The following is a 19,368-nucleotide window of genomic DNA, read 5'->3' on the forward strand; positions in this document are numbered from 1 at the left end:
GGCCGTTTTTTATTGCTCCGGCCTGTTTTCCGGGACGGAATCCGGGTAATGCACCTGCATCAGGGTAAGGCCGTCCGGCGGCGCGCAGAACGGGCTTTTGTCATCCGGGCGCGGGGAACGGATGAGGCGGTTTAATTCCTCCAGTGTGATTTTCCCCCGTGCCGCCTCATGGGCCGCGCCCGCCATGAGGCGCACCATTTTATAAAGGAAGCCCGTACCCGTGAATGTGATGAAGGTGTGGTTCCCTTCCCGCCTCACGTCCGCACGGGTAATGGTGCGCCGGAAGTAGTCTTCCGGGATGGGGCGGGGCTCGTTGCCCCTCAGGGCGGCAAAGGCCGTAAAGTCGTGTTCCCCCAGAAAGAGCCCGGCGGCTTCCGTCAGGGCGTCCAGGCTCCAGGCCAGCGGACGGTGCCAGGCCAGGCCCGCGTCAAACGGGTTCAGGATGGGTTCGCTGGAAATGCAGTAGCGGTACGTTTTCCCCGTGGCGCTGAAGCGGGCGTGAAAGCCGGGGCCCGTGTACTCCGCATGGATGACCCGGATGGTGCGGGGCAGGCGGGTATTGATGGCCGCAGGCCATTTGTCTGCGGGAATGCGGTGGGTGTCCGGCGCATCCACGTGGAAGACCTGTCCCAGGGCGTGCACTCCGGCGTCCGTCCTGCCGGACCCGTGGATGCGGACGGCTTCACCGAAAAGGGTTGAAAAGGCACGTTCCAGCTTGTCCTGCACGGTGCGGCCTCCCGGCTGGCTTTGCCAGCCCAGGTAGGGGCGGCCGTCGTAGGCGGTGATGAAACGGATGCGGGGCATGCAGGGGATTGTGTTGGAATGCCTCCGTTTTGGCAAGAGGCAAGTAAGGGAGACAGTGACGATTTGGAATGGATGACCGGTGTTCCGTCCGCTCCCTAGCTTGAAAGCCATTAGAACATGGCTATACGAATACAGGATTTTGGAATGTCGCGCATGGGGCCGGATCTGTCCGGAATGATCCCGCTGGATGCGCTGGAAGCCCAGGCCGCAGGCGTTCGCCGCCTGTCCGCCGGGGTGGCGGATTTAGCGGGAACGGCAGGGAACATGCTGGCCGGGATGCAGGAGGTGAGGGACGCCGGACAATGGGCCGAGGCCCGGGACGGCCTCTACCGCTTTGAACAGGATGTGATGCGGGAGCTGGATTCCGCTGGCGCCGCGGACGATTTGCAAGCCAGGTGGAAGAAGGCTCTGGCGGACAGGTTGCCTTCCTACCTGCCGGAAAAAATGTCCGGCCGGGTGAAGGGGCGTGTGGAGGCGGCGCGGGAAAATCTGGCCGCCGCCGGAAGCATTTACCTGGAAAAGATGTCCCGTCTTGGCCAGGTGGAGCAGGCGCGCCGTTCTTGGACCGGAAGCGTGGAGTCCGCTGTGGAGCAGGGGGATGCCGGACTGGCGGAACGCAGGATTGAAGAGGGGACGGGCGTGTTTGTGACCAGTGAGGAAGCCGGGCGCATGGCGGAGGACGCGCGCGACCGGGTTGCTCTGAACCGGGCCGTGGAAGAGGTACGCCGGGACCCGGCTGCCGCTCTGCCCGTCGTCCGGGCGGAACAGGAGGGAGCCTCCCTGAATGAAATGGAAAGGAAGGTGGCCCGGGAAGCTGAAGCGGCCTACGGGGAATTGAAGCGGCGGTATGCGGATTCCATTTTCCGTACCGTGGCCGGCGGCGGCATGCTGCGCGACGAAGGGCTGGCGAATGCGGAGAAATACGGCCTGGTCAGTTCCGGCCAGTTGAGGCGTTATGCGGATGCCCGCGACCGCATGCGGGAGGCGGAGCTTTCCGGCATCAGCTTCCCGGCGGACGAGGGGCTGCTGTGCCGGATGACCCGCCTGATTGACGAGGACTGCGGCGGTGAAGGGGATACGGACGCCGTGATTGAGGTGGCCACTTCCGGACTTCCCTCCGGACAGGTGAAGATGCTGGCCGAGAGGCGGGAGGCGATGAAGCTGGTGCCGCAGGAGGTGCGCCGGGCGGCTTCCCGCCGCTTGTCCTCCATGTTCCGGAACGGGGCCTGGGGACCGGTGACGGATGCGCGGGCCGTGGAGGAATGGAAGCGGGTGCAGTGGGCCCTGCTGGATGCCGTGAAGAAGAATCCGGCGAATGCCGCCGCGGAAATGGAGCGGGTTTTTGAAGAGGAAAACCGGATGCAGGATGCCGGATGGGTCGGCTTCCGGGACATGAAAAACAGGAAGGAGAAACAGTAATATGAAGGCGGAATGGGAAGAAGGGCAGGGCAGCTCGCTCCTGCAGGAAGAGGCTCTGGCGGAGGAAACCATGAAGACGGAGGCGGTTCCGGCACAGGCCGCGCCTGCCTCAATTGTGGAGGATGCGGGACGCGAGGCGGCGGAGCGGGAAGAGTACTGGAACAGTGTGCTGACGGGGGATGTGGCAACCATCCCTCGGGAGGTGCGGCGTGAGGCGGAGGCCATGTACGCCCCCGGCATGGCGGATGGCGAGCGGGTGGCCGCCTGCGTGATGCAGTCCTGGGTGGCGGACACCGGAGGGATTCCGCGCGAACGCATCCGGAAGGAGTGGGGGCGGATACGGGAACAGGTGGCGCGCCAGTACGGGGCTTCCGGAAAGTCTGACAACGAGTTGTTCGTGGCGGTCTCCCAGCACAACCAGGTGCGCCTTTCCCAGCGGGAAACGCTGTTTGAACTGTACCAGGAGGCTTATGACCGGGTCCTGGCGGGGACTTCGGAAGAGCCGGACGAACGGCGACTGGAGGCCGTTTCCCGCTGGCCGGAGGATTTGCGGTCCGTGGCGGAGAAGATGAGGAGCAGGGCCGTCTCCGACGCGCTGGATGACCGGAACCGCCTGTCGGAAGCCGCAGACATGATACGGAAGGGGCTGGAAGGCCTGGTGGCCAATGAAGCGCCGCCGGAAGGCGGTTTCCCTGCCGTGCAGGTGAATTGGAATCCGGTGAAAGGCATTCCGGACGTCGTGCGTGCCGTGGATTGTCTGGCGGGGCTGGGCGGCGACGATCGGCAGAAGGTGTTTCGCATGATGGCTCCGTACATGCGTTCCCGGCCCGGTTTCAGGACGGCCCTGGAGTCCGCGCTGAAACGCGGGACTGCGGAGACGGCGGAAAATGTTGGCCAGTTTGCCGTTAACGGTGCGGCCGGGGTCATGCCGGACGGAAAAACGAAGGAGGCCCTGGACCGGTATTCCCGGAGTTTTGAGGAGCTGAGGAATTTTGCGCGGTTGGAATTCGCCCCTCTGCGCGGGGGCAAGGATGCGCCATGGTTCCGTGAAATGATGGTGGACATGGCCCAGCAGGGCGCATCCACGGCGCTGGCGTTTGCCGGACCCGCGGGGTTTGGCGTGCTGATGGCCGGGGAAACGGGGCGGCATATGGCGGATGCGCGGCGCATGAATCCGGACGGCGACTTTGACGCCCAGATGGAAGGGGCCGTTCTGTCCGGTGGAGCAAACACCCTCCTTTCCTTCGGAATGACGAAGCTGGGCCAGAAAATGCTGGGGCAGGGCATGCGCTCCTTCCAGTCCATGCGTGCCGCGGGAGGTGCCGGGGCCGCCGCCGGAGCGGTTCTTTCCGGAACGGGCGCCCTTGCCGCGGATGCCATGAAGATGGCCGCGGAGAACAAGCTGATGGAACTGACCCCCATGCTGGCTCAGGAAGGGGTCGGCCTGGCCACCGGAAAGGAATCCGGCGTGGACTGGGAAGGGTGGAAGCAGAGGCAGCTTTCCCCGGAAGACCAGTTGAGGGAGGCCGGCATGATGATGCCTTTCCTGCTGATTGGGGCGGGAAAGGCGGCCCTGCATCACTTCCGCCATCCGTCCTCCCTTCTGGGGGATGGGACTCCTCTCAAGGTGTTCGGCATTCCGGACGATGAAGCGGCCCGCATTCTGCGGGAAAAGGACGTGTACCGGGCCGGGGATCTCTTGCAGGAATCCCTGCGCAATTCCCCGCTATGGGGCTCCCTGTATATTTCCGGGAAGGCGTTGGAATGGTCCCGCGCCCTCGGCGAGGGCGGAGAACCGTTTTTAAGGACGGAACGGGAGGTGCGGGATTTTCTGGAGCTGCCTTCCCCCGTGCGTTCCAAACCGTGGAGCATGGCTGACTTTCCGGAATCCGCGGAAGCGTTGAGGAAGCTTTCCCTGCATCCGGACCATGCGGAAGTGCGTTCCCGGTGGCTGCTCCGCGCCGGGCTGCCTCGCGTGGGAGAATCGCTGGACGCGGAGGGAAGGACGGCGTACGGCATGGACCCCGCCCCGGGCTCTCCGCTCAAGCGCGTTTCCGGAAAGTCTTCCGCGGAGGAGGCCCTTTCCTCCTGGTATGAATTCCTGTGCCGAAAGGAGGCGGAGGACCTGGGCCTGATCCGCAACAGGAACGGCCTGGAAATTCCGTGGCGTCTGCGCAATGAGACGGATTACGACATGCGGGCGGAAGACGTGCGCCGCTCCTTTGTGGCGGAAAGGCTGAAACAGGGCGCCGCCCGTCCTTACAAAATGCTTCTGCTGGCTTATCCGGAGGAAGCGGGCGCCGCGGTGAAGTTTTCCCGGCAGGACTGGGACGCCGTGACGCGGGAAATGGACGGAAGAGCCCGTGCGAATGTATATGAGGGCGTCATGGAGCGCGTGCACGGCGCTTCCCAGGAGGAAGTAGCCGGCCACGTGGCCGGAAGGCTGTGGCAGTCCTTTTGCCGGGATGAATACAGTTCTGGCAGGGCGCGCCTCTGGCTGGAGGAGGGGAGCTCCCTGCTGAACGCTCCGGAGCTGCTGGAGAATTCCTCCACTCCGGAGGGGCTCGTCTCCTCCCTGTCCCGGATGAGTGCGATGATGTCCCGGCTGGGAGACAGGGAGCGCCAGTCCGTCAGCCCCGAATTGCAGGAGATGAACCGCTGCGTATGGGGAGCCCAGGCGGACGTGAACAGTCTGTTCCACGTGCTGCCGAACATGGCGGACTTTGATGTCTGCGTGGGGCGCGGCTATACGCCGGTGGAAAGTTACTCCCGCCTGCTGTCCCGCTATCTGGAAACTTCTCCCGGACGGACGGCGGAATTTGCCTCCGTGCTGGATGCGGACCGGCTGTCCGCCGGGCCGGAAGAGCCTGCCCCCCGTATCTATCCCGGTACGGACAAGGCCGTGGAAAACCTGTCCTGCCTGACGCCCAGCCTGTTCCAGTCCTCGGGCGTCCGCGGGAACGGATTGTGGAGAGTTCGCTATCCCTCGGGAACATGGTCGGCGTGGCATTCCTCGCGGGAGGGAGCCGCAGCGGACCTGATGGCGAATGTCTCCATGATGTTTTCCCCGGCCTGCGTTGCCAAGAAGGATTTGATCCGCGGGTGGCGGTGGCATGCCGTCAACGGACATCCGGAATGGGACCCCACGCATTTGAGGCTGTCCGGCGGTCTGGAAAATGCGCGCGGCGAGCGTCTCCCCTGCCTGTATGACGGTCTGACGGCCCTGGCTGTCTCCGACATGCTGAGGGCGGGCTACGGCTTCCGCGGAGCCTCCGGGTCCGGAGACCTGCTGGAAGTGACGGGCGCAGGCCGAGTGGCCGCGGAAAAGTTGATGAGCCCTGACGCCCTGCGGGAGCGCATGGACATCCACGGCAAATACGTGGGCGGCGTGCAAAGGCTGGGCGTGGATGCGGACAACCAGCCCGTGCCCACTGCCAAGGGTTTGGTCATGCACCGCCTGCGCTTGCATAACACGGCCAATCCCCTGGCCCTGATTGAGGATAAGGCGGAAGTCGTCTGGGACCGTCTGATGCGTACGGAACAGCTTTCCCCGGAAGCGGCCTGGGAAATGCTCAAGCGCATGGGCCGTGTCCCGCGCCGCAAGGCGTTCCCCGGAGAAACGGAGCTGATCGAGGAGCTGTCCCAGCTTTCCAAGGAATATTTCTTTGCCAGTCTGGACCATGAAGCCGTGCCGGAAACGGTGGCCGCATGGGCGCGTTACGGCGCGGCCAGTCCGGAAAGGGCCCCGCAGCCCCTCGCGGAACTGAGCCGCCGCGCGGCTGCATTGAACAGGATGCTGAAAGATGGAAAGGGTGCGGATACCGGATTTTTGGATATGCTGCGGGAAACCGTGGGAATGAACGGGCGGATACGGGCGGAACGTGCCTGGAGCGGGAACGGGGGTGAGGAAGTCCGCCTTCCGATGATGGAGCGGTACGCTCACAGTTTGATGGCGGGACATGTTCTGTCCTCCGTACCCGTCCATGTGCGGACGGACCTGGAAAGGGCTCTGGCTTCCCTGGACGGTTATGAAGGCGGTTCCCTCCGCCGGGCGGAGCGTCTGGCGGCGGCGCGCATGGCGGAACTGGCCGGCGTCTTGCGGGAATTCCCGGATTTGAACTCATGGCGTCCGGACCCGGACCGTCCCGGCCTGTACCTGCATTTGGTGCGCAAACCGTTCAGAGGCGCGAAAAACGCCTTTCCGCGGACGGTGAACGATTCTCTGCCCACTCCGGTTCTGGAGGCTCCCTCCTACGTGGAGGATGACTTTTCCGTACGGCGCGGCGTTTCCGCCCCCGCCGCCTGGCGCGGTCGTCCGGATGTGGCCAGGGCGGTAGAGACGCTGGAGACAGTGAGGCGTGACTTTGCCGGCCGTCCGGAAGCGGCGGAATCCGGCATCGTCTGGCAGGGAAGGAAATACCGCGTGGATTCGGAAGCGGCTCCGGAGGGAGTGACGTCCGCATGGACGCGGGAGGTGCCGCTGGATGAAGCGGCGGTGCTGATTGACATGCTGGACCGGAGGCAGCAGGAAGTACGTGGAGGCATGCTCCCCTTCCTGCCTGACCCGGAAGAGGCGCATGCGATGTACGCCACCTGTGTTCTTTACCGTGATCCGGATGATCCGGGGCATACCGTCCGCCTGATGCCGGGCGTTCCGGAAAGCCCCATGAAGGAGGCGCGTGCGCCGTACGTGGTGCATGCCTGGAACGGAGTCTATCTAGACGGGAACGGCCGCCCCGCCGTCTCTGAACGGGAATCCTACATTCCTCTGGAATGCTTTACGGGGGCGGGTGAAGAACCTTCCGCCGCCGTGGCGCGGGAAAGCCGCGGCCGTTTCCTGGGCAGGATTCTGGAGACCTTCGGTGATGCCGCCGCACAGGAACGGTACTGGTGGAATGCGGACCAGGCCGTGGGATGCTTCATGGAAGACGTAATCAGGCTGTATGAGGAACAGGGCGTGAGGGAAGACTATCTGCGCGGCAGGCTGGACCTGTTCCATCCCGTGATGGTGCAGGGGCTGCGCTTCGTTTCCCATGTGCTGAATGATCCCCTGGCATTCCGGCTGCCGCTGGACAGGGGAACGGATGCCCTGAGGGCGATGACGCGAGAGGGCGTATTATTGAAGGAATTGATGCAGGAATATGAAAAACCATGAACATTTGACGGAATCGTGGAGTCTGCCGTGGCAGTCTGTTCTGTCCAGCCAGCTCTGGCGGCTGGAACACCTGTACTGGATAGAAAACAAGGCGGGCCAGCTCCAGCGCTTCTCCATGAACAAGGCCCAGAGGCGGTTGCATGAAGGGCTGTGGTATCGGAACGACATTCTGAAGGCGCGCCAGCTCGGCATCTCCACGTATGTGGCCCTCCTGATGCTGGACATGAGCCTGTTCCGTTCCAACTTCCACTGCGGCATTATTGATAAAAGCCTGCCTGACGCCCAGGCAAAGCTGGCCAAGCTCCACTTCGCGTGGGACCACTTGGACTACCTGCCGCCGGAACCCTCCGCCATGGATGTAGCGCTGGCGCGCCTGGGGGAAAGAATCAAGCGCATGTCCGGCGTGGAAAAAAAGGGGGAATGGCGTCCCTGTACGGCGGCTCTTACCCGGCTGGCTTTCTCCAACGGCAGCGATGTCCGGGTGGGCACCAACCTGCGCGGCGGCACGATGCAGTTCCTGCATGTTTCCGAGCTGGCGCATGTCTCCGTGCATGCCCCGTGGCGGGCGCGGGAAATCCGTTCCGGAGCCATCAATACCGTGCCGCCCGGCGGTTTTATCCTGAAGGAAAGCACCCATGAAGGCGGCCGCTATGGCGTGAACTACGAATTGACGCGGCAGGCCATGGAAAACATGGGCAAGAGCGAGCTGTCCCCGCTGGACTTCCGGTTCTTCTTCTTCAGCTGGTTTGACCAGGAAGAATACTCCCTGCCGGGGCGCGGCAGGTGGAGCAGGGAACTGGATGCCTACTTCCTCTCCCTGGAGCGGGAAACGGGCGTGAAGCTGGACGCGGGGCAGAAGCGGTGGTATGCCCGCATGGCGCGCGTGATGGGCGCGGCCATGAAGCAGGAATATCCGGGAACTCCCCAGGAGGCATTCTCCACCGGCGAGGAGGGAAGCATTTACGGCAGCCGCATCATGGCCCTGCGGGAGCGGGGACGCGTGGGGATGGAATTCCCGGCGGATCCGGAGGCTCCCACATTCACGGCGTGGGACTTGGGCCTGAGCGACCATACGGCTATCTGGCTGGTCCAGGTCATGGGGGACAGCATCCACTGGCTGGACCATTACGCCGCCAACCAGCAGCCCCTGGCCCACTATGCGGAAAAAATAAAGGAATGGGAAAAGGAATACGGCCTGACGGCAACAGCCCACCTGCTGCCCCATGACGCCGCACGCCGGGACGCCCACGGTGTTTCCTACGTGGAAAACATGGCGAGGCTGGGGCTGGCCAACGTGCGCGTGGTGCCCCGGACAACGGATGTATGGCGCGGCATCAACACGTTTCGGGAACTGCTGGAGCGCAGTTTCTTCCATGCCCGCACCCAGGAGCGGGCGCGCAATCTGCGCGGGGAGGAGGAGCCGGGAGGTGTGGAGCATCTGGAATTGTACCGGTCCAGACTGCCCGGAACGGGCGGCTCCCTGGCGGAAAGTCCCGTGCATGACGCCCATTCCCACACGGCGGACGCCGCCCGCACCTTTGCGGAAGCCTGGTCCCATGGACTGCTTCACGGACCCGGAGACGTCCGGCCGCGCCACAGGAGGGCCAAAATGTGGTGAAGGGAAGGAAAAGAACCGTTTTTTTGATTGATGGTTGACAGTTTCGTCAAAAAACGGTTCTTTTTTCCGGCGTTCCGTTGTCTAACGGAGTGATGCTGCCGCACGAGATGATGAAATTGCCCCGTTTTTCCCTGTCTGCCCTGTTGTTCTGTATCCCGGTTCTGGTAACCTCCTGCGGTACTGGCGGGCGGAATGCCCCTCTTCCTCCGGCTTCCTCCACACCTGTGGAGGAACTGACCGGGTATTTTGAGGGGAAGGGAACCATCCCCGGCCATCTGCTCAAGTGGGAGGATGATCCTTCCCTGCCCGGAAAGCTTCTGATCGTGGTGGACAAGAAAAAGCAGATGATGTACGTTTACCGCGGCACGCACCGCATAGCCTATGCTCCCATCAGCTCCGGAAAAAGCCACGGCATGACGCCGGACGGCTATTTCCGCATCTCCTCCAAGGACAGGGACCATCATTCCTATTACGGGACCTTTGTCGCAAGTGACGGAAGCCAGCGGGACGGCGACATCAGAAAGGAATCCCCGAGGGCGGGCGAAAGGTTTGAGCCGGCCAAAATGCCCTACTTCATGAGGGTGAACGGGGCGGTAGGCATTCATGAAGGGTATCTGCCCGGCCATCCTTCCTCGCACGGGTGCATACGCATTCCCCATCTGATTGCCGCAAATCTCTTTGAGGTCGCCCCGGTGGGGACGCGCGTCATTGTCAAATACGGCAGCTGGAACGTTCATGACCTGCAGAAGAAACCGGACTCCCATTTCAAAACGGTGCACAGGCCCTCTCCGGGCAAGTCGGGAGGAACCGCGGTGGCCGGGACTGGCGGGAATTCTTCTTCCCCCGGACTGGAAGTTCCTTTAAAATCGGGACAATCCGCGGGAAAAAATGAAGAGACTTCCGCGTCTTCGGGCGCTTCGTCCGTGGCGGAAGCCGCTCTCCCTTCCTTTTCTCCGGCGGAGGCGGCATCCCCCTCTTCCGGCCATGGACTCAAACCAGTTGAATAATATGCTCTCCGGGCGTCTGTACGACGCCCGCGATCCGGAACTGGCCGCGCGGCGCCTCAGGGCCCGCAGGCTGACGGCCCGTTATAACGGTGCGGACCCGGAGGATGATGAATTGCGCCGGGAAACGGCCCGCGAACTCCTGGGAAGCGTTGGGGAGGGGTGCTATCTGGAGCCCCCGTTCAGGTGCGACTACGGTTCCAACATCAGCCTGGGGGACCGCGTTTACGCCAATTTCAATCTGGTCATTCTGGATTGCGCCCGGGTGGAAATTGGAAACGACGTGCTGATAGGCCCGAATGTAGGCATTTATACTGCGGGCCATCCCGTGGACCCCGGCCTCAGGCAGGAATGCCTGGAATTCGCACTGCCGATCGCCATTGAAGACGGCGTCTGGATAGGCGGCCACGTGGCGGTGGCTCCCGGCGTGCGCATCGGCAGGAACTCCGTGATAGGAGCCGGAAGCGTGGTGACCCGGGATATTCCCCCCGGCGTGGTGGCCGCGGGCAATCCCTGCCGCGTTCTGCGGCCCATTGCGGAAAGAGACCGCGAATTTTATGCCGGAAACAGGCGCGTGGACGGCCGGGCGGAGACAAATTCCCGGATGCCGTGAAATTTGAATTGCCTTTAAAGGGCGATCGTGCATAGTTAACGCCCTCACAGTGTCGATTAGCCGCTGCCACGAGCTAAACACATTCAAGAAAAACACTCATGAGTAACGAAATCAATCTGCAGGAATTCAAGATGCACGAAAAGGACTCCGGTAGCTCCAGCTTCCAGATCGCCCTTCTGACCAAGCGCATCGCCCACCTGACCGCCCACCTGGGAGAAAACAAGCACGACGTTTCCTCCCGCCGCGGGCTGCTGAAAATGGTGGCTCTGCGCCGCAAGCTTCTTGACTACGTCAAGCGTGAAGATCTGGCCCAATACCAGAGCCTGATTCAGCGTCTTGGACTGCGCCGCTAAGCGGAGGAGCATATTCCCGTTTGATACGGCCGTTGCGTTTTTCGCGGCGGCCGTTTTTTGTGGCCTGGTGTACGGGTTTTCCTGCCTCCGCCCGGAGGGAAAGGAAGGCTTGACTGGCTGAAAATGTCTGTTAGCCTGACAGACATCTATGGAACAGATGACAAGAATCCAGCAAAATACGCTGCGGAGGATTGTGGAGGCGGCCATTGAATTGATGAGCGAGCGGGGATTCCACCGGGTCAGTGTGCAGGAGGTCGGTAAAAAGGCAGGCATTTGTGAAAAAACCGTATTTCGCTACTTTGCGACGAAAAAATCCCTGCTGGATGAAATCATCCGGTACAGGGCATACGCCAGCGAACTGAAAAGGGAATTTGAAAACGGCAGGACCTGGAATCTGGAGCATGACCTGAAACTGGCGGCGCGGCTCTACTTTCAGGAAACGAAGGCCAAGAGGAACGCGTTCCGGGCCTATCTGAGCGCCCTGGATTCCGTGGACACGAACGGAGAGGATTTTCTGCGCGATCCGCGGGAGCTTCACGCCTTCCTGTGCGACTACATGACCGCCATGCAGGAAAAGGGAAAGGTCAGGGCGGGGGATGTGCGCCTCATGGTGCGCGCCTTCGTCAACACGCTGCACGGGTACATGCTCATGTACTGCCTGAATGACGACAGCAAATCATGGGGGGACAAGGTGGCTTCCATGAAGCTGACCATAGACCTGTTCATCCAGGGATTCTCTCAAACCGGCAATTCCGTCACTGCATGAGCAAGCATCTGAAGGCCGTTTCCCTGGGAAGCATGGCTCTGGCGGCTGCGGGCGGCATCATCTGGGGAGTCTGGCATATCCGGGAAAGCCGTTCCATGAGTACGGACGACTGCCGCGTGGAGGCGAGCATCGTGTCCGTGGGCACCAAGCTGGCGGAACGGGTGGTTGCTGTGGAGGTGGAGGAAGGAGACATGGTGAAGAAGGGCCAGACGCTCGCCCATCTGGACGGCCGGGCCGTCCAGGCGCGCCTGCTGGCCGCGCGTTCCAGGGTCAAGCTCATGCAGGCCAGGTATGATGAGATGCTGGCGGGATTCCGCCCTCAGGAAATCGAATCCCAGCGGGCAAAAACCGCCCAGGCGGCCGCCAATCTGGAACACGCGCGGCGTGATTACGAGCGCATTGAAAAACTGGTGCGTGACCAGGCGGGTATCAGCTCCGCAGACCGCGATGCCGTCCGGGCCTCCTATTTGGCGGCTCAGGCCGTGGAAAAGGCGGAGCGGGAAAATCTGGCCCTTCGCCTGGAAGGCTACCGCGAAGAGGAAAAAAGGTCGGCCCAGGCCCAGTTGGAGGCGGCCAGGGCGGAACAGGATGAACTGGAAGTGCTGTGCGAGGAATGCGTGATCAAGTCCCCCGTGGACGGAATCATTGCCCGCAAGCTGGTGAATGGCGGGGAAATGGTCAGCGCCGGTCAGAAACTCTTTTCCATCGTGGACAGCCATGACATCTGGCTCAATGTCCGGGTGGAGGAAACGAAAATAGGCCGCATCAGAACGGGGCAGGAAGTGCGGTTCACGCTGGACGGCTATGACGGCCGGGTGTTTTACGGAAAGGTGTATGAAATAGGCGCCGCCTCCTGTGCCATGTTCTCCCTCATTTCCACGGAAAACGTCAGCGGCTACTTCACCAAGGTCATGCAGCGCTTCCCCATCAAGGTAAGCCTGCCGGAAAGCGGGGACGGCGTGGTGTTTAGGCCCGGCATGCAGGGCACGGTTTCCATCGGTTTCTGATCAGGGACGTTATGGGTGGAAATGCGGATGAAAAGGAAATGACCGGAGGGCGGCGGTGGCTGCTGCTGGGAATGGCCTGCGTCTGCACCATGCTCACGTTCCTGAACATGGGGTGCATCACGGCCGCCACGCCCGATCTCTCCGGCACCTTTGTCGTGGGTACCCTGGACGTTTCCTGGTCCGGAGCGGCGTGTCCGCTGGGAACGGCCCTGTCCTTCACCGTGGCGGCGTACCTGTGGGCGCGCCTTGGATTGAGAAGATCGCTGCGGACGGCACTGCTCCTGATGCTGGCCGGGACGCTGGCGGGACTGGCGGCGGACCATTTCTTCATCATGGTTCTGGCCCGTTTCCTTCAGGGGACGGGAGGCGGCCTGGCCCTGGTTTACGGCACGGGCCTGGTCAATGCCGCGCTGCCGCCGGAGCGCCGCAGCCCGGCGATGGGAGTGAAGCTGTGTTCCATCGGGCTGGCTTCCTGTGCAAGCCCGGTGGCTGGATGCCTGCTGGTCCAGTATTGGCACTGGAAGGGGCTGTTTGTGATCGTGGGCGCGGCGGCCGCCCTGCTGGCGGTTTTGACGACCTTGTACGTCCCCAACACGAAGATTCCCAAAAACGGGAAATTTGACTGGTTCTCCTTCCTGGCGCTGGCGGCGGGGTGCGTGTGCATCCTGATGGTACTCATTTACGGGGAAACGGACGGCTGGACGGCTCCCGGAGTCCTGTGCTGGATGTATGGCGGATTCTGTTCCTTGGTGCTGGCCGCCATCTCCTGCATGACCCACCGGACGCCTCTGCTGGACGTCCGTGTGCTGGGAAACTGGCGGTTTCTGTTCGGGCTGCTGGCCTCCCTGTGCAACATCTTCTGTATTTGCTGGGTGCGCGTGGGAACGGTGCAATTCATGCGCAACGTCATGAACTACGAGCCCGCGGGAATTGCATGGGTATTCCTGGTGCTGGTGGCGGGGTTCTGCGCCGGTGCGGCCATCGTCCTGCCGCTGATGCAGAAAGGCAGGCTGGCCCTGCGGGTGGGCATGATGGCGGGACTGCTGGGGCTGGGTTCCTCCGCCTTCTTTCTGTCCCGGCTGGACGCCGGCTGCTCCTGGCTGGACGTGGCGTGGCCCCTGGGCCTTTTCGGTGTCGGGTACGCCTTCTGCCTGAATGTAGCCACGCCGCTCGCGCTGCGGGGGGTGGAGGCTAAATCCGCCGCGGCCTCCTCCCGGACGCTGAACACGGTGCGCTACGTCTTCATTTCCATGTATGTCGGCAGCGTGAGCACCGTGCTGGCCCACATGAAGACGGGATACCGTTTCGACATGGCGGAACAGGTCCGGGACGACTCTCCCGGTACGGTGCAGACGCTCGACATGTGGCAGCGGCATTTTTCGGAAACGGGAGGGACGGCGGCGGACATCCATGCCTCCGTGAACGCCATGCTGAACCATGCCGTAGCCTTGCAGAGCCAGGTATTTTCCGTGGATGCCTTTTACCTTTGCACCGTGATCGTGGGGGGCGCCGGAGTCCTCTTTGCGCTGTTTTGCCTGAAATCCGGAAAGGAACGAAACACAGCTTCATGAATACTCTGATCTCCCTTGCTTCCGTATCGGCGGCCGCAGCCCTTCTGCTGGCGGCATGCGGCGGCCCGGCTGCATTTGAAAGGCCCGCGATGGACATTCCGGACGGAACGGCCCGGTCTTCCCCCGTGGGAAAAAACTGGTGGTTCGTCTTCCACGACGGAGCCCTGAACCGACTGGAGGAAAAAGCCGTGGAACACAACCGCGATCTTGTCCGCGCTTCCGCGCTCGTGGACCGTGCCGCGGCCATGGCGGCGGAGACGGGTGCCTCCCTGATGCCGCAGGCCGGATTTCAGGCGGAGGGGAAAAGGCAGGAACTGTCCGAGGGTGAGCGCTACATGAACAATTTGCCGGACCGCGCCAGGGATCTGTGGGGCATGTCCGGGGTGCTCTCCTACGAAGTTGACCTGTGGGGAAGGCTGAGAGCCCTCACGGAAGAGGCCCGTGCGGACCTGCTGGCCTCCGCCGCGGCGCGGGATGCCGTTTATCTGAGACTCACCGCGGAAGTGGCTTCCGCCTACATCAATGTTCGGACGTGGGAGGAAAAATGCCTCATCATCCGGCATGTCCACGCCTCTTACGAACAGACGTGCTCCATGTATGAAAAGCGGTTTGTTCAGGGACAGTATCCGGAACTTGCCTTGCGGCGCGTTCAGGCGGAGCGGGCCAAAACCCTGGCCCAGCTGAAGCTGGCGGAAAACGAGCTGTCCCGCGCGGAAAGCGCTCTGGCCGTGCTGGTGGGGGACAGCCCCCGGCAGATCATGGCGGGAAGACGCCTTTCCGGGGGCCGGGAGGAGCTGCTGGCGTCCCCTCCTTCCATTCCGGCAGGAATACCGCCTTTCCGGGGGCCGGGAGGAGCTGCTGGCGTCCCCTCCTTCCATTCCGGCAGGAATACCGGGGGATATGATCGAACGGCGTCCGGACATCTGTGAACTGGAAGCCCGGTTGAAGGCGGCCTTTTACGGAAAGGAGGCGGCGCGTGCGGACAGGCTCCCTTCCCTGGTGCTGACGGGCAGGCTGGGGCAGGTCAGCACCCGGCTGGAAGATCTGCTGTCGCGCCCGTCCAGGAACTACGATATGAGCGCGGGCATCCTGCAAACCTTGTTTGATGGAGGCAGAAAGCGCGCCGCGGTGCGGGCCGCCTCCGCCGAATGCACGGCTGCGCAGGCTGCCTATGAACAGGCCGTGCTGAACGCCTTCCGGGAAATACGGGATGCCCTGGTGGAGCGCCGGAAAAGTGCGGAAGCCTATGAGGCTTCCCGGGACGAGGTAACCTGCCTGCGCCGGAGCTGGGACATTGCCTCCAAGCAATATGAAGCCGGGTACCTGGGGCTGATGGACGCCCTGGACACGCACCGGAACCTGCTGAGCGGGGAGCTGGACATGGCGGACGCGGCGCAGATGCGTTTAAATGCCATTGTCAAATTCTGCAAGGCTCTGGGCGGCGGGTGGCAAAGGGGGCCGGATTCCGCATGAGGGAAAACTGCGGAAAGGCGCGTTATCGAACTATTTGCTTGCATTATCCTTGACAGGGACTATGCTGGCATCCGACGTTCGGGGACTACGTTCCCGCTCGTTTTTCATCGGGCATGCCTTGAGAAATTTTCGGATTTTCACGGGCTGTCAGGCCGGTAAGACTGGCATGGAACGCTTGATCCGCATGGGATGTGCGTCCTGCCGCGCGAGTCCTTTTTCCATTCCGGGAAGCGAGGGCCGCGAATAAGTTCTTCCTGAGGCACTGCCCGTACCTAACGTCATTCAGGTTTTCCGCCCGGAGCCGGCCTGGATGAGCAGATGAGGCTGCGGGTGATTGAAAGACAATAATATAATGAGCATACATTCAGTTGAATGCAACGTTGGTACAAATCCCGTTACGATTGAAACCGGTAAAATGGCACGTCTTGCGGACGGCGCCGTGACAGTGCGTTGCGGAGACACCGTGGTTCTGGTCACGGCTGTCAGCGCCACCAAGGTGAAGGAAGGCCAGACCTTCTTCCCCCTGTCCGTGGAATACAAGGAAAAAGCCGCTGCGGCGGGCATGTTCCCCGGCGGCTACTTCAAGCGCGAAGGCCGTCCCACGGAAAAGGAAATCCTGACCTGCCGCATGACGGACCGTCCGCTGCGCCCCCTTTTCCCCAAAGGCTATCTTTACGATACCCAGGTGATCGCCATCCTGCTCTCCGCAGACGGTGAAAACGATTCCGACATTCTCAGCATCAACGGCGCTTCCGCCGCCCTCTGCGTGTCCGACATTCCTTTCCAGGGCCCCGTGGGCGCCGTGCGCGTCGGTAAAATCGATGGCCAGTTCGTCATCAACCCCACCAATACCCAGCGCAAGGAAAGCACCTTGGACTTGGTGTACGTGGGCAACAAGAAAGACGTGATCATGATTGAAGGCTCCGCGAATGAGCTGCCGGAAGAAGAATTCGTGCAGGCTCTCCGCTTTGCCCAGGAAAACGTTACCAAGCTTTGCGAAGCGCAGGAAGAACTGGCCCGCGTGGCCGGCAAACCCAAGCGCTCCTATGAACTGATTGTCGCCAAGCCGGAACTGCTGGAAATCGGCTATGAAATCGCCGGAGACCGCATTGAAGACGCCATTTACGCCGACAGCAAGGTTGAACGCCAGAAAAAGGTGGGCGCCCTGCGCGACGAAGTGGAAGCCGCCATCAAGGAACGCCATCCGGAAGCCACGGACTTTGACGTGGAGCAGGTATTTGAATACATCCAGAAAAAGGCCTTCCGCATTTCCATCATGGAAAAGAACAAGCGTGCCGACGGCCGCGAACTCAAGCAGCTCCGTCCCCTGACGGCGGAAATCAACTGCCTGCCTTCCGTCGTTCACGGTTCCGCCCTCTTCGCCCGCGGCGAAACCATGGCCATGGCCCTTGCCACGCTGGCTCCGCTGGAAGAAAGACAGTACTTTGACTCCTACACCGGCGGTGAAGACACCAAGCGCTTCATTCTGCACTACAACTTCCCGCCCTTCTCCGTGGGCGATACGGGCCGTTTCGGCGGCCAGAACCGCCGTGAAATTGGCCATGGCGCCCTTGCGGAACGTTCCATCGCTCCCGTCATTCCGGCGGATGCGGACTTCCCCTATGCCATCCGCGTTTCCTCGGAAGTCATGGAATCCAACGGCTCCACCTCCATGGCCACCGTCTGCGCGGGCACCATGTCCCTGCTGGCCGCCGGGGTTCCGCTGATCCGTCCGGTAGCCGGCATCTCCGTAGGCCTGGTGACCGAATTCAACGGCGACCAGATGGAACGCTACGTGACCCTTCTGGATATCATCGGTTCCGAAGACTTCTACGGCGACATGGACTTCAAGCTTTGCGGCACGGATGCGGGCGTCACCGGCTACCAGCTGGACCTCAAGCTCCCCGGCATCCCGCTGGACATTTTGGAAGAAGCCATCTATGTGGCCAAGAAGGGCCGTTCCGACGTACTGAACGTGATGCATGAAGCCATTGCCGCCCCGGCGGAAATGAGCCCGAACGCTCCCCGCATTGAATCCACCAAGATTCCCGCCGACCGCATTGGCGAACTGATTGGCCCCGGCGGCAAGAACATCAAGGCCATCCAGGCGGAATCCGGCGCTGACATCAACATTGAGGAAGACGGCACCGTGCACATCTACGCCTCCAAGCAGGAAGGCCTGGACCGCGCCATGGAACTGGTCACCCGCATGTTCAAGACCATTGAAATCGGTGAGCTGTACACCGGCAAGATCGTTTCCACGACCACCTTCGGGGCGTTCATGGAAGTGCTGCCCGGCAAGGACGGCCTCATTCACATCTCCGAACTGGCCGAAGGCCGCACGGTGAAGACGGAAGACGTCGTCAGCGTGGGGGACGTGGTGACCGCCAAATGCATCGGCATCGACGACAAGGGCCGCGTGAAAATGTCCATCCGTGCCGCTCTGCGCGACGCCAAGGCTGCCGAAGCCGAAGCCGCTGGCATCACGGAATAACGGTTCTCCATTGGGCCTGTAATCATAGGGGCCGCCTCTTCCGGGGTACTTCAACCGGGGAAGGCGGCCTCTTTTTTGTCTGGGGGTTGCCGTTGTGGAAGCTGGTTCCCTTTGATTCCCGTTAGACTGGCGCGGATTGCAGCATTTTAATATCCGTGCGGGGCGGATTTCCGAACATGCGCTTGTATTCCCGGTTGAATTGGGTAGGGCTTTCATAGCCCACGCGGAAGGCGGCATTCCCCGCATCCATGTTTTCCAGAAGCATGAGGCGTCTGGCCTCATTCAGGCGGATTCTCTTTTGAAATTGTAACGGGCTGATGGCCGTCAGGGCGCGGAAATGCTGGTGGAAGCCGGAAGGGCTCATTCCTGCGTGTTTCGCCAGTTCGCTGATATGCAGGGGCTGGTCGAAATGCCGTTTCATCCAGTCAATGGCACGCGCGATCTGGTTGCTGCGGCTCTCCGCCATGATGATCTGCCTCAACCGGGTGCCCTGGTCTTTGTCCATCAGGAGGCGGTAGTAAATTTCCTGTTCCACCAGGCGCTGGAAAACGGGAATCTCCTGTGGAGTGTCCAGCAATGCCAGCAGGCGCTCCACAGCGTTGAGCAGGGGAGGAGTCAGTTTGCTGACGCCTATTCCCCTTCCCGTGGGGCTGGAACTGGCCGGGGGCAGGCTATCGTGGAGCATGAGCCGGGATATCTCCTTCAAATCGAGTTCCAGCGTCAACCCCAGGTAGGGCTTTTCCGGAGTGGCTTCCAGGATGTGGGAAACGATCGGGAGCTCCACGGAAGAAACCACGAACGTCTGCGCGTCATAGACATAGGCCTCATCCCCCAGCAGGATGCGCTTGATCCCTTGTGCAATCAGGCAAAGATGGGGAGCGAACATGTAGCTGCTCGGCTCCGTAGGGGACGACCAGCGGTGAAGCACCAGTCCGGGAATAGCCGTCTCTGTCCGGTGCTTCCCTTCCGTCCATTTGGCGATCATGCCGGCAAGTCGTAACGGTTCATGTACGGCGGAGAAGGAAGGAGCTGCGGAACCTCTCTTCTTCATTTCATTCGTCAATTTCATGATGTCCTCATTGTATTCAAGG

At 61.8% G+C, this 19,368-nt stretch carries 14 protein-coding genes; 12 read left to right on the forward strand and 2 right to left on the reverse strand.

All coding sequences use genetic code 11. From position 1 onward, the window contains the following. Positions 1-9 precede the first annotated feature (9 nt). Positions 10-804, reverse strand: coding sequence for a tRNA pseudouridine(38-40) synthase TruA (truA, locus tag V3C19_RS02530; RefSeq protein ID WP_295931833.1), 795 nt, complete (start codon positions 802-804; stop codon positions 10-12). Positions 805-921: 117 nt separating this feature from the next. Here truA and V3C19_RS02535 point away from each other — a divergent pair, with 117 nt between their 5' ends. From V3C19_RS02535 to V3C19_RS02590, 12 genes are all read left to right on the forward strand, one after another. Beyond that, the gene (locus V3C19_RS02535) at positions 922-2,223 is read left to right on the forward strand and encodes a hypothetical protein (RefSeq protein WP_295931829.1); all 1,302 of its coding nucleotides are present in this window, start codon (positions 922-924) and stop codon (positions 2,221-2,223) included. A gap of 1 nt (position 2,224) precedes the next feature. Further along, the gene (locus V3C19_RS02540) at positions 2,225-7,378 is read left to right on the forward strand and encodes a hypothetical protein (protein WP_295931826.1); all 5,154 of its coding nucleotides are present in this window, start codon (positions 2,225-2,227) and stop codon (positions 7,376-7,378) included. Continuing rightward, a complete protein-coding gene (locus V3C19_RS02545) occupies positions 7,365-8,996 on the forward strand; it encodes a hypothetical protein (protein WP_295931823.1) in 1,632 nt (543 codons plus the stop codon). Before V3C19_RS02540 ends, V3C19_RS02545 begins: the two co-directional genes overlap by 14 nt. Positions 8,997-9,103: 107 nt before the next feature. Then, the gene (locus tag V3C19_RS02550) at positions 9,104-10,003 is read left to right on the forward strand and encodes a L,D-transpeptidase family protein (protein WP_295874280.1); all 900 of its coding nucleotides are present in this window, start codon (positions 9,104-9,106) and stop codon (positions 10,001-10,003) included. Beyond that, positions 9,981-10,613, forward strand: coding sequence for a sugar O-acetyltransferase (locus V3C19_RS02555; RefSeq protein ID WP_202975660.1), 633 nt, complete (start codon positions 9,981-9,983; stop codon positions 10,611-10,613). The genes V3C19_RS02550 and V3C19_RS02555 overlap by 23 nt, the downstream gene beginning before the upstream one ends. Before the next feature lie 98 nt (positions 10,614-10,711). Next, positions 10,712-10,966 carry a 30S ribosomal protein S15 gene (rpsO, locus tag V3C19_RS02560; protein ID WP_067573867.1) on the forward strand — a complete coding sequence of 85 codons (255 nt, stop codon included), beginning with the start codon at positions 10,712-10,714 and terminating at the stop codon, positions 10,964-10,966. Positions 10,967-11,114: 148 nt separating this feature from the next. Continuing rightward, on the forward strand, positions 11,115-11,732 hold the full coding sequence (locus tag V3C19_RS02565; RefSeq protein ID WP_295931821.1) for a TetR/AcrR family transcriptional regulator: 618 nt from the start codon (positions 11,115-11,117) through the stop codon (positions 11,730-11,732). Then, a complete protein-coding gene (locus V3C19_RS02570) occupies positions 11,729-12,739 on the forward strand; it encodes an HlyD family secretion protein (protein ID WP_295931818.1) in 1,011 nt (336 codons plus the stop codon). The genes V3C19_RS02565 and V3C19_RS02570 overlap by 4 nt, the downstream gene beginning before the upstream one ends. 11 nt (positions 12,740-12,750) lie before the next feature. Beyond that, a complete protein-coding gene (locus tag V3C19_RS02575) occupies positions 12,751-14,310 on the forward strand; it encodes an MFS transporter (protein WP_295874276.1) in 1,560 nt (519 codons plus the stop codon). Further along, on the forward strand, positions 14,307-15,239 hold the full coding sequence (locus V3C19_RS02580) for a TolC family protein (protein ID WP_295931815.1): 933 nt from the start codon (positions 14,307-14,309) through the stop codon (positions 15,237-15,239). Before V3C19_RS02575 ends, V3C19_RS02580 begins: the two co-directional genes overlap by 4 nt. Next, a complete protein-coding gene (locus V3C19_RS02585; RefSeq protein WP_295931812.1) occupies positions 15,211-15,783 on the forward strand; it encodes a TolC family protein in 573 nt (190 codons plus the stop codon). The genes V3C19_RS02580 and V3C19_RS02585 overlap by 29 nt, the downstream gene beginning before the upstream one ends. Positions 15,784-16,135: 352 nt before the next feature. Next, positions 16,136-18,277, forward strand: coding sequence for a polyribonucleotide nucleotidyltransferase (locus tag V3C19_RS02590; RefSeq protein WP_067573851.1), 2,142 nt, complete (start codon positions 16,136-16,138; stop codon positions 18,275-18,277). A 121-nt stretch (positions 18,278-18,398) separates the two neighbouring features. Here V3C19_RS02590 and V3C19_RS02595 read toward each other — a convergent pair whose 3' ends face one another. Beyond that, a complete protein-coding gene (locus V3C19_RS02595; protein WP_295874271.1) occupies positions 18,399-19,346 on the reverse strand; it encodes an AraC family transcriptional regulator in 948 nt (315 codons plus the stop codon). Positions 19,347-19,368: the final 22 nt, after the last annotated feature.

It is taken from the genome of Akkermansia sp. AE01SA01, from assembly GCF_036417395.1.
In the GTDB taxonomy this organism is placed as follows: Bacteria; Verrucomicrobiota; Verrucomicrobiia; order Verrucomicrobiales; family Akkermansiaceae; genus Akkermansia.

Bases quoted from the DNA above. Each gene is read 5' to 3' on its own strand.
- truA (WP_295931833.1), bottom strand. From the start codon at position 804: ATGCCCCGCATCCGTTTCATCACCGCCTACGACGGCCGCCCCTACCTG.
- V3C19_RS02535 (WP_295931829.1), top strand. From the start codon at position 922: ATGGCTATACGAATACAGGATTTTGGAATGTCGCGCATGGGGCCGGAT.
- V3C19_RS02540 (WP_295931826.1), top strand. From the start codon at position 2,225: ATGAAGGCGGAATGGGAAGAAGGGCAGGGCAGCTCGCTCCTGCAGGAA.
- V3C19_RS02545 (WP_295931823.1), top strand. From the start codon at position 7,365: ATGAAAAACCATGAACATTTGACGGAATCGTGGAGTCTGCCGTGGCAG.
- V3C19_RS02550 (WP_295874280.1), top strand. From the start codon at position 9,104: ATGATGAAATTGCCCCGTTTTTCCCTGTCTGCCCTGTTGTTCTGTATC.
- V3C19_RS02555 (WP_202975660.1), top strand. From the start codon at position 9,981: ATGGACTCAAACCAGTTGAATAATATGCTCTCCGGGCGTCTGTACGAC.
- rpsO (WP_067573867.1), top strand. From the start codon at position 10,712: ATGAGTAACGAAATCAATCTGCAGGAATTCAAGATGCACGAAAAGGAC.
- V3C19_RS02565 (WP_295931821.1), top strand. From the start codon at position 11,115: ATGGAACAGATGACAAGAATCCAGCAAAATACGCTGCGGAGGATTGTG.
- V3C19_RS02570 (WP_295931818.1), top strand. From the start codon at position 11,729: ATGAGCAAGCATCTGAAGGCCGTTTCCCTGGGAAGCATGGCTCTGGCG.
- V3C19_RS02575 (WP_295874276.1), top strand. From the start codon at position 12,751: ATGGGTGGAAATGCGGATGAAAAGGAAATGACCGGAGGGCGGCGGTGG.
- V3C19_RS02580 (WP_295931815.1), top strand. From the start codon at position 14,307: ATGAATACTCTGATCTCCCTTGCTTCCGTATCGGCGGCCGCAGCCCTT.
- V3C19_RS02585 (WP_295931812.1), top strand. From the start codon at position 15,211: ATGATCGAACGGCGTCCGGACATCTGTGAACTGGAAGCCCGGTTGAAG.
- V3C19_RS02590 (WP_067573851.1), top strand. From the start codon at position 16,136: ATGAGCATACATTCAGTTGAATGCAACGTTGGTACAAATCCCGTTACG.
- V3C19_RS02595 (WP_295874271.1), bottom strand. From the start codon at position 19,346: ATGAAATTGACGAATGAAATGAAGAAGAGAGGTTCCGCAGCTCCTTCC.